A 10,382-nucleotide genomic window follows, 5' to 3' on the forward strand; every position below is an offset into this window, starting at 1 on the left:
GGTGTCGTGCTTCTTGGTGATTTTCGCGCCGTCGCGGACTTTAAGGACGAGCTTCTGTTGGGGGTAGAAGTAGTTGGTCAGTAAGGACTGCAGCGTCCAGATCTTGTTGAGTAGCAGCAGTTCTGCGCATGGGCTCGTCTCGCCGATGGTGCACGTCGTATCGGCCGCGATCGGCCTGGCGGTCCAAGCAGCGCTCATGATCTACGGCTTCGGCGTGCTCAAGCCGCGACTGCGGACATCGGCCAGCACCGCCTAGGCAGTTCGAACAGACGTACCGGCCCCGGTGCACGCAAAGACACCGCTACGTGTTGCCCATGCAGAAAGTCACCGTCGACCTCACCGACAACCCGCGTCTGGATGCTGCACTGTCGTAACACCTATCACCGAGAAGCAGACATGGGTTCTGGGCGCGCCCGACATGCTGCTGGATCCGTCCTCAGGATATTGGCACGGCCGCCGGCTACGAGCGAGACAGGCACCGGCTCCCGGAAGGTGCGAATCAGGCGAATGTGGATTCCCGGTCGGGTTCCGGACCGAACCGGAAACGGCGACCCGTGACCGAGACCGGGAGAACGCGAACCCAATGAAGCTTCAACGTCGCAGTCCATGGCAGCAGCTGTGCCCGCTCGGCCTCTTCAATCTCCTCATCGGTATGGAGCATGCGGGCCGTGCCCTTCACGATGACGCTCCAACCTTCGGCAGCATCGTGGTCGTCGGCCTCGAAAAGAACACGATTGTTTATTGCGGCGCTGACCAACTTGGTGCCCTCCGCGGTGCGAAAGAGCACGGTGCGGCGCTGGACGACGAAGTTGACTGGAAAGATCTCGGGCTGGCCCTGGCCACTCGTGACGACACGCCCTAACGCCACACTTGCCAGCAGATTCCAGCTTTCGCTTACCGAAAGGATGGTGACGGGTTCACCGCTCGTGGACGTCGTGGCGCTCACGAGTCCCGGGCCGGGAGCGCGGCAACCGCACACCATGATCGAAACGTCATATGACGCACATCGCTAACTTAAACACCATCCGGTACCAACACAACTAAGGTGAGCGTGTCGCGGCAAGGAGTGCGACACCCAAGCGAGCAAATCACCGGTGATCCGGTGGGCATCGCTACCGGACTTCAGGTCGGGGTGCCGTGGCATCGGCGGCACTCTCCTACGTCAGTAGACGCCGTAGGCCCGGCTGTTAGCATCCTGGACTGCTCCGACGTAGTCCGCTCGTTCACGTGCCGCCCGGTCTTCCGAGTCGGGCGCCGCGAGCAGCCCGCGTAGCTCGTCCAGGTGCGCGTATCCCTTGCGGCTCATCCAATCCCGCAATCCGTCCAGCAGTACACCGGCGTACTCGGGACCGTGACGCAACAGCGCCGACGCGGATTGCACGATGTCGGCTCCGGCCAGCAGATACTTGATCACGTCCGCGGGTTGCTCGACCCCGCTGCTGGCCGCTAGCGAGGCTCGCACCGGCCCGCGCAGCAGCGCGATCCAGGTCATTGGCAGCCGCATCTCCGCGGACGTCGACAGCGTGACAGCGCGGACAGTGGTAAGGGTCTCGGGATCGATGTCGGACTGCAGGAATCGGTTAAACAGCACCAACCCGTCGGCACCGGCCACGTCCAGCCGATGCACCATGTCGGCAGTCGCACTGAAATACGGACTCAGTTTGACCGCCACCGGAACCCTTACCGCGTCCTTGACCGCGGCCAGCACGTCGAGATGGCGTTGCTCGGCCTCACGGCCGTCGACGCGTGCATCGCCGGGCAGATAGTAAATGTTCAGCTCGATCGCCGCGGCGCCGGCGTCCTGCATGGAGCAGGCGTAGTGAACCCAACTGCCAGGGGTGGTGGCGTTGAGGCTGCCGATAACGGGGATGTCAACAGCAGCCGTGGCGCGCTCCACCAAACGTAGATATCCGTGAGCGCCCTGGCCATGGTCAACGGTGGCGGGAAAGTACGTCAGGGATTCCGGGTAGCTTTCGGTGCCCTGGGCGACCATCCGCACGTTGTGCTCGGCTTCGCGTCGCAGCTGTTCCTCGAACAGCGAGTAGAGCACCACAGCGCCAATCCCGGCGTCCGCGAGCCGGCGGACCCCATCGACCGTGCGGCTGAGCGGGGACGCCGAGGCCACCAACGGGCTACGCAGGGTGAGTCCGAGGTAGCGGGTCGTCAGGTCCATCAGCTGCCCTTCCGGGAATCAGACGGAAAGTGCTGGGGAGCGCGAGAAGCCATGTCTTCGTAAGTCTTCCAGCGCTGGTCGATCGACTCCTGCGCCAACGCGAGAAGCCGTTCGGCCTCATCGGGATCGGAGTTGGTCAGGCTCCGGTAGCGCAGCTCGCGGTAGCGATAGTCGGCGAGTGGTAGGCGTGGACGGTGGGAGTCCAGCAGGAACGGCGGCGTGCCTGTGGCGCGCAGCACCGGGTTATATCGAATCAACGGCCAGTGCCCGCTAGCCACCGCCCGGTACTGTTGGTCGAGGCCATAACGCATCTCGAAGCCGTGAGCGATGCAGTGGCTGTAGGCGATCACCAGGGACGGCCCATCGTAGGCCTCGGCTTCGCGCAACGCTTGCAGCGTTTGCTGCGGGTCGGAACCCATCGCAACCCGCGCGACATAGACGCTGCCGTACGAAATGGCCTGCAGCGCCAGGTCTTTTCGTGGCACCGTCTTGCCGGCTGCGGCGAACTTCGCCACCGCGCCCAGCGGTGTGCTCTTCGACATCTGCCCGCCGGTATTGGAATACACCTCGGTATCGAGCACCAGCACGTTGACGTTGCGCCCGCCGGCCAGCACGTGATCGAGCCCACCGGCGCCGATGTCGTAGGCCCAACCGTCGCCGCCGACGATCCACACGCTGCGCCTGATCAGGTGGTCGATGATGCTGCGTAACTCCTCGGCCACCCCGGGTTCGAGGCGGTCAAGCCGGGTTTCGAGTTCGGCGACCCGCTCGCGCTGGGCGTGCAGTTCGGATTCCCGCAGTTGCGGCGCGGCCAAGATGGCGTCGACGAGGTCGGCGCCCAGGACATCGCGCAGTTGGATCAGCCGCTGCCGGGCTTGGTGCAGGTGCGTGTCGGCGGCGAGCCGAAGGCCGAGGCCGAACTCGGCGTTGTCCTCGAACAGCGAATTGGACCATGCGGGGCCGCGCCCGTCGGCGTTGGTCGTCCACGGTGTGGTCGGTAGGTTGCCACCGTAGATCGAGGAGCACCCGGTGGCGTTGGCGATCATCAACCGGTCGCCGAACAGCTGCGACAGTAGTTTCAGGTACGGCGTTTCGCCGCAGCCCGCACATGCGCCGGGAAATTCGAACAGCGGCTGCAGGAACTGCGCACCCCGCACGGTGCCGAAGTCGACGCGGGATCGGCTGGTCACCGGCAGGGCCTCAAAGAATGCGACGTTCTCGCGGCCGGCGGCGACTAACGGCTCGCGGGGTTCAAGGTTAATCGCCTTGGTGATCGGCGTGCCTGGGGCAGCGACGGGGCAGGCTTCCACGCACAACCCACATCCGGTGCAGTCCTCGACGTACACCTGCAGTGTGTAGCGGGCGTCGGGCAGACCGACGGCATCCAGCGGCGCCGAGGGGAACGTCGCGGGCGCGTCATGGAGTCGCTCCTGGTCGTACAACTTGCTGCGAATCACGCTGTGCGGACAGACAAATGAGCAGTTGCCGCACTGGATGCAGGTGTCGGGATCCCAGACCGCGACGAGGTCGGAGATGTTGCGTTTCTCGTAGGCGCTGGTGCCGCTGGGGTAGCTGCCGTCTACCGGCAGTGCGCTGACCGGCAGTGCGTCCCCGCGGCCGGCGATCATCTCGGCGGTGACCGTCCGCACGAAATCCGGCGCGTCGGGCGGAACCGGCGGCTCGAGCTCGCGGGTGGAGCTGACGACATCGGGGACGTCGACCCGCTGGAGTCCAGCCACTGCGCGGTCTACGGCGGCGAGTTCGCGGGTCACCGCGTCGGCGCCGCGCCCCCCGTAGGTCTCGGCGACGCTTTCTTTTATCCGGGCGATCGCCTGGTCGCCGGGCAGCACACCGGAGATGGCGAAAAAGCAGGTCTGCAGAACAATGTTGATCCGGCCGGCCAGCCCGATCTCGCGGGCGATGGCGCCCGCGTCGATGACATACAGCCTGATGTGTTTGTCGATGATCTGCTGTTGGACCGCGTGGGGCAGGCTGTCCCACACGCGGTCGGCCGGACGGGGGCTGTTGAGCAACAACGCAGCGCCCTGCGCGGCGCAATCCAGCACGTCGACCTTCTGCAGGAACCGTTCGTGGTGGCAGCCGACGAAGTCCGCTCGCCGCACCAGATACGGCGCCCGGATCGGGTTGGGGCCGAACCGCAAATGCGAAACGGTCTGCGATCCAGACTTTTTGGAGTCGTAGACGAAGTAGCCCTGCGCGAATAGGCTCTCCTCGCTGCCGAGGATCTTGATGGTGTTCTTGTTGGCGCCGACAGTGCCGTCCGAGCCGATCCCGAAGAACACCGCGCGCACCGTGTCGGTGGACTCGATATCGAAGCCTGGGTCGTAGGCGATGCTGGTGCCCGAGACATCGTCGTCGATGCCGACGGTGAAGCGGGCTCGCGGCTGTTCGCCGGCCAGTTCGCCGAACACGCCGGCGACCATGGCCGGAGTGAACTCCTTTGACGACAGCCCGTAGCGTCCCCCGCACACCGTCGGCAGCTGCGACCGCTCACCTCTGCTGTATGCCTCGGTCAGCGAGGCAACGACGTCAAGGAACAGTGGTTCGCCGAGCGACCCGGGCTCTTTCGTGCGGTCCAGCACGCCGATTCTGCGGACGGTAGGGGGCAGCGCCGCAAGCAGCGCTTGCACCGGAAACGGCCGATACAGTCGCACCTGAATCACCCCGACCCGCTCCCCGCGAGCAGCGAGAGCGGCCACGGTTTCTGCGGCGGTCTGGGCGCCAGATCCCATCAGCACCAGCACCCGGCCGGCCTGCGGATGCCCGGCGTAGTCGACGATGTGCAGCTCCCGGCCGGTGAGCCGCCCCAACCGCGCCATCGACTCTTCGACCACGGCGGGCACCCGCGCGTAGAACGGATTGACGGTCTCGCGGGCCTGGAAGTAGGTGTCGGGATTTTGCGCGGTGCCGCGGATGACCGGCCGCGCCGGTGACAGTGCACGGCCGCGGTGGGCCAGGATCAACTTCTCCGGAACCAGGGCTCGCAACTGGTCGTCGGTAAGCAGTTCGATGGTGTTGAGCTCGTGGGAGGTGCGAAAGCCGTCGAAGAAATGTAGAAACGGAACGCGGGTACGCAACGTCACGTCGTGGGCCACTAGCGCCAGATCATGGGCTTCCTGCACCGAGGCGGACGACAGCAGGGCAAAGCCGGTCTGGCGCACCGCCATGACATCCTGATGGTCGCCAAAGATCGAGAGGCCCTGCGCGGCAAGGGACCTCGCCGCGACGTGGATGACCGCGGAGGTCAGCTCTCCGGCGATCTTGTACATATTCGGGATCATCAGTAGCAAGCCCTGCGACGAGGTGAATGTGGTCGCGAGCGCGCCGCCCTGCAGCGCGCCGTGCAGCGCGCCGGCCGCGCCGCCCTCGCTTTGCATCTCCACCACCGTCGGGACAGTGCCCCACACGTTGGCCCGATGCCGGCTCGACCAGTCATCGGCCAGCTCAGCCATCGGTGAGGACGGGGTGATCGGGTAGATGCAGCACACCTCGCTGAGCCGGTAAGCGACCGAGACCGCCGCCTCATTGCCATCTATCGTGGCGCGCGTCATCTCGGCTCCGGCACCATCTCGATAGCGTGCACCGGGCACTGCTCGAAGCACGTAGCGCAACCGGTGCACCGGTCGTAGTCGAACCGATAGCGGTGCCCCGGTCCCAGCTTGATCACCGCATCTTCGGGGCAGGCCCCCAGACAGCCATCGCATTCGAAGCAGTTGCCGCACGAAAGACACCGACCGGCCTCGAAAATCGCGGCCTGGGCGGACAAGCCACCAACGACCTCGTCGAATCCCGTGACGCGCTGTGCAGGCGGAAGTTCGGGCTGCGCACGCGGAGACGCGTCACCGAAGTACCACAGGTGCAGCTCGTCGAGGGTCGCGATGGGGTGCTTCGACGGGCGCTCCCCCAAGCCTCCCCGCAGCCACGCGTCGATGTGGCGGGCCGCGTTCTTGCCGTGGCCCACCCCGACGGTGACGGTACGTTCGCACGGCACCATGTCGCCGCCGGCAAACACACCCGGACAGCCGGTCATCAACGATGACGACACCCGCACAGAACCGTCGTCGTCGAACTCCACTCCAGGCAGTGTCCGCATAAACGCCGACTCGGTCTTCTGGCCCAACGCCATGATCACGGTGTCGGCAGCGAGCATCTCGAATTGTCCGGTCGGACAAGGGTGTCCGGATTCGTCGAGCTCCATCAGCTCCACCTGCAGCTCGGGGCGGTCGAAGGCGGTGATCGTGCGTAACCAGTTGATCCGAACACCTTCCCGCTCGGCCTCTTGGACCTCCTGCTCGTGAGCTGGCATCTGGGCTTCGGTGCGACGGTAGACGATGACGGTGTCTTCGGCGCCCAAGCGGCGGGCGACACGGGCGGCGTCCACCGCGGTGTCGCCGCCCCCGTAGACAGCAACGTGGCGGCCGAGGTTGGGTCGTTCGCCGGAGGCGACGCCGCGCAGGAACGACACTGCGTCCAGCAGCGACCCGGCATCCGCTGAGGGGATGTTGACCCGTTTGGCCAAATGCGCCCCAACGGCGACGAATACGGCGTCGAAGTTACCGGCTTCGCGTTCAGCCGCAAGGTCATCGACCCGATGCTCGCAGGTGAGCGTCACGCCCATGGCCGCGATGCGCGCCACCTCAGCGTCCAAAACGTCCCGGGGCAGCCTGTAGTTGGGGATGCCGTAACGCATCATCCCGCCCGGGTCTGCCCCCGCATCGCGGATCTCGACTTGATGCCCGAGCCGCGCCAGGTGGTACGCGGCGGAAAGTCCGCTCGGTCCGGCGCCGACGACGAGCACCCGTTTTCCCGGCGACTGCGGCGGCGGCTCGAACTGCCATCCCTGCTCGCGAGCGGCGTCGCCGAGAAACCGCTCCACCGCGTGAACCGAGACCGCGCCGTCGAGATGTGCGCGGTTGCAGACCGACTCGCAGGGGTGGTAGCAGACCCGGCCGTGGATGGCGGCAAAAGGATTGTCGGCGACCAGCTGACGCCAGGCCTGTTCGTGGCGGCCGGCCCGCGCGTGGGCGAGCCATGCTTGAATGTTCTCCCCCGCCGGGCACGCGGCATTGCACGGCGGCAGCAGATCGACATATATCGGACGGCGGTCGCGGTCCGGGCCTGCGCGGGGCTGGCCGCGCAGCAGGTCCGGCAGAGCCGTCACATCGGCGCGGGGCGCGGCGCGAAATACTTGGCCGCCACGCCCCGGCCACTCGGTCGTCACCTGGCTCACACTATGACGGCTCCCGGCGGCTTTGAAGCGTCGTTCGTCCTTTGAGGTAAGGACTTCCGACCCTGCTCACAGCCGCGCGCAGGGTGGACAGTTGCGTAATGGAACACTTGACGGCTCTGGATGCCAGTTTCCTGGAGGCTGAGGATTCCGATCCCCATGTGAGTCTGGCGGTTGGCGGTGTATCGATCGTGGCAGGGCCGGTGCCGCGCTACGACGAGCTTGTCTCAGCCTTTGCCGAGCGGGCACGCGGAATTCCGCGCTGCACCCAGATACTGCGTACCCATCCACTCGACCTCGGCTCACCTGAATGGGTCGACGACCCGCACTTCGACATCTCGCGCCACCTGTACCGCGTCGCGCTGCCCGAACCCGGCGATGACGCCGAGCTGTTCCAGATGATCGCGAATGTCATGCAGCATCGGCTCGACCGTGAGCGTCCGCTGTGGGAGTGCTGGATCATTGAAGGCCTCACCGACAACAGGTGGGCCGTCCTGACGAAACTCCATCACTGCATCGCCGACGGCATCGCCACCACCCAGATGCTGGCGAAGCTCAGCGACAGCGGCGGCGGCGAGACCTTCGCGAAAAAAATTCGCGCCGCCAAGGAACCGGATGGGCCCGCGCTGCGTCCGCCCCCGATGAGCGTGAACCCATTGACCTGGCTGGGCGGCATGTGGCGTACCGCGGTCGCCACGGCCACCGCCGCTGAACACGCCGCGGTGGGCGCGGCTGAGCTGACGGCGCACCTGCTGAGCTCACCGCCCGAATCGTCGCTGACCGGATCCGTGACAACTATTCGGCGCTACAGCGCGGCGAGGGTTAAGCTCGCCCAGCTGCAGAAGGTATCCCGGAGCTTCGATGTAACGATCAACGACGTGGCGCTGGCCGCGATCACCGACAGCTACCGCAACCTTCTGCTCAACCGCGGTGAACAGCCCCGCCACGACTCGCTGCGCACCCTGGTTCCGGTGTCGGTCCGGTCGATGATGGACTTCCATCACACCGACAACCGGGTCTCGGCGATGCTGCCGTTGTTGCCCGTCGACGAGGCGGACCCGGTTCAGCAATTGGAGCTCGTGCACCGCCGGATGACGACGGCGAAAGGCAGTGGTCAGCGTGAGGGCGGCACCGCATTTCTGTCGGCGTTCAACATGATCCCGTTCGCCCTGTCGGCTTGGACCGTCCGACTGCTGACCCGATTGCCGCAACATGCCGTGGCCGCTTTGGCAACCAACGTTCCCGGCCCTCGTGGTCGGCAGAAGCTGATGGGTCGCGAGGTGCTGGAAGTCCTGCCGGTGCCGCCGATTGCCCTTCACCTGCGGACAGGCATCGCGATGGTGAGCTACGCCGATAGTTTCGTCTTCGGCATTACCGCCGACCACGACACCGCACCTGACGTTGATCGACTCGCCGCCGGCATCGAGCAAGGAGTTGCACGGCTGGTGGCCATCAGCCGGACGCGCCAGCGCAAACGGGGACGCGTCAAGGGAATTCACAGCGCGTAGGCGCTACGAGAACCCGATAGTGTGTCCGGGCTTGAGGCGCTGGACGCGGTCGCGGTACTCGATGTCGATCGCGTTGGTCTGTTCGGCATCAGAGCCGATTTTTGCTTGCCGCCCGCTGACTTCCAGGTGCAGGCGCTGCCGGCGGCACCGCAAGGGAAACGTTAGTTTTCCCAATAGCTTCTGGCCGCAGCGGATTGAGGCGATACGGTCGGTGCGGAATTCCAGGCCGGTGAAGCACCGCTGGAGCAGATCGACGCTGCCGGCCATGGCAGCCAGGTGAATGCCGTCGAAGGCGTTGCCTCCTTGGACATCCGCGATGTCCAAGGAGGACCTGCTGAAAGTACTTCAGTGCTCGATCGCGAGTGTCGAATTATCTCATGCGGTTCAGACACTTCTCTGCGTCAGGGCCAACTATTACCTCAAACTGACGGGTCCGCCATTCGTCTTTGCGATCGAGGCCGAAAGTCATCACTCACGTCCGAACGGGGCACCAGCAGACCTAGTCCCCATCGTCGATGATGTGAATAGCGGCCTCTTCGGCAGACGCTGCTCCCCCGCTGATACCGACGTCCTCGGCCACCAGCTCTGCCTCCGTGTCTTCACCAAACCCCCTGTCCGGGGCGACAAGTCGACCCGCTCGCACCCGCCCAACCTCGCGTCGCTGCGGGAACTCGATTTCACGCTCGGCTTCGTCGGACCGCTGCTGTTCATCCCTGTCGAGCGGGTTACCGATTCGCGACAGCGGATCTGGCTCTTCCTCTGCAAGCTGCTGGTCGATGCTTTCCGACGGCCCGAAGGCACCACGTCCGTACGGTCGCTCGGACGGCGAATATCCCTCGTCGAGTACGTCGTCGATGCCGCGGTCGATCAGCGTGTCCTCTGGCTGAAGCTGGTTGTCGTCCTCCGCGCCGCTGTACTCGCTTGCCGCCGGCCCCAGGCCGAAATTCCGACCACTCATGACTCAAAACTCCTTTCACCGTGAGCCGGTGGCAACCTCGAACCATCTCGGCATTCTCAACGTTCCGTCAATCTGCCCTCGGGACGTAAGGGCGCAAAGACACCTGACCGCTGGACGAAGGTCACTGGGTGTGCCGACGTGCCAGACGCCTAGCCCGCCGGGGTGATCAAGCCGTAATGCCCGTCGTAGCGGTGATACAACACGCTGACGCGGCCCTGGGCGGCGTCGATAAAGAACAGGAACGGCAGGCCAAGCAGGCCCAGCCGGTTGGCGGCTTCCTCTTCGGTCAGACACGGCACCGGGTGTCGGCTGATGGTCACGGGCAGCGCGTATGGGCTCAGCTGGTCGGCTAACGCGGGCGCTACCAGCGCAACGCGGTAGCCCGTCGCGCCGGCGCGGTACAGGACAGCCGCAGTGCCGGTGCCTTGCTCAGTGAACAGGTGAAAGTCGTAGTCGAGAAGGTCCATTTCACGGGCGGCCTCGTCGAGGGTGCAG

8 protein-coding genes and 1 pseudogene are annotated in these 10,382 nt (G+C 65.4%); 1 reads left to right on the top strand and 8 read right to left on the bottom strand.

Going from position 1 to position 10,382, the window contains the following annotated elements:
* The 5 genes and pseudogenes from ACLQI9_RS19655 to ACLQI9_RS19675 form a co-directional block, all read right to left on the bottom strand.
* A pseudogene (locus ACLQI9_RS19655) lies at positions 1–126 on the bottom strand (integrase catalytic domain-containing protein); the annotation flags it as partial.
* Between the two features lie 373 nt (positions 127–499).
* Positions 500–946 (bottom strand): pyridoxamine 5'-phosphate oxidase family protein, encoded by a 447-nt coding sequence (locus ACLQI9_RS19660; protein WP_442381614.1) that lies wholly within the window; start codon positions 944–946, stop codon positions 500–502.
* Between the two features lie 216 nt (positions 947–1,162).
* Positions 1,163–2,173 (bottom strand): dihydroorotate dehydrogenase-like protein, encoded by a 1,011-nt coding sequence (locus ACLQI9_RS19665; RefSeq protein WP_442381616.1) that lies wholly within the window; start codon positions 2,171–2,173, stop codon positions 1,163–1,165.
* Positions 2,173–5,745 carry a pyruvate:ferredoxin (flavodoxin) oxidoreductase gene (gene nifJ, locus ACLQI9_RS19670; RefSeq protein ID WP_442381618.1) on the bottom strand — a complete coding sequence of 1,191 codons (3,573 nt, stop codon included), beginning with the start codon at positions 5,743–5,745 and terminating at the stop codon, positions 2,173–2,175. The genes ACLQI9_RS19665 and nifJ overlap by 1 nt, the downstream gene beginning before the upstream one ends.
* Entirely contained in the window at positions 5,742–7,415 is a 1,674-nt protein-coding gene (locus ACLQI9_RS19675) for an NAD(P)-binding protein (RefSeq protein ID WP_442381628.1), read from the bottom strand. Before ACLQI9_RS19675 ends, nifJ begins: the two co-directional genes overlap by 4 nt.
* A gap of 107 nt (positions 7,416–7,522) precedes the next feature.
* On the opposite strand from ACLQI9_RS19675, the gene ACLQI9_RS19680 reads away from it, so the two are divergent.
* Complete coding sequence (locus tag ACLQI9_RS19680; RefSeq protein ID WP_442381620.1) at positions 7,523–8,929, top strand: WS/DGAT/MGAT family O-acyltransferase; 1,407 nt, start codon at positions 7,523–7,525, stop codon at positions 8,927–8,929.
* Positions 8,930–8,932: 3 nt separating this feature from the next.
* Here ACLQI9_RS19680 and ACLQI9_RS19685 read toward each other — a convergent pair whose 3' ends face one another.
* The 3 genes from ACLQI9_RS19685 to ACLQI9_RS19695 all read right to left on the bottom strand — a co-directional run.
* A complete protein-coding gene (locus tag ACLQI9_RS19685) occupies positions 8,933–9,253 on the bottom strand; it encodes a hypothetical protein (RefSeq protein WP_442381622.1) in 321 nt (106 codons plus the stop codon).
* Between the two features lie 175 nt (positions 9,254–9,428).
* On the bottom strand, positions 9,429–9,887 hold the full coding sequence (locus tag ACLQI9_RS19690; protein ID WP_442381624.1) for a DUF5709 domain-containing protein: 459 nt from the start codon (positions 9,885–9,887) through the stop codon (positions 9,429–9,431).
* Positions 9,888–10,036: 149 nt separating this feature from the next.
* The coding region (locus ACLQI9_RS19695) for a sigma 54 modulation/S30EA ribosomal C-terminal domain-containing protein (RefSeq protein ID WP_442392041.1) at positions 10,037–10,382 on the bottom strand (346 nt) is incomplete at its 5' end.

It is taken from the genome of Mycobacterium sp., assembly GCF_052143115.1.
In the GTDB taxonomy this organism is placed as follows: domain Bacteria; phylum Actinomycetota; class Actinomycetes; order Mycobacteriales; family Mycobacteriaceae; genus Mycobacterium.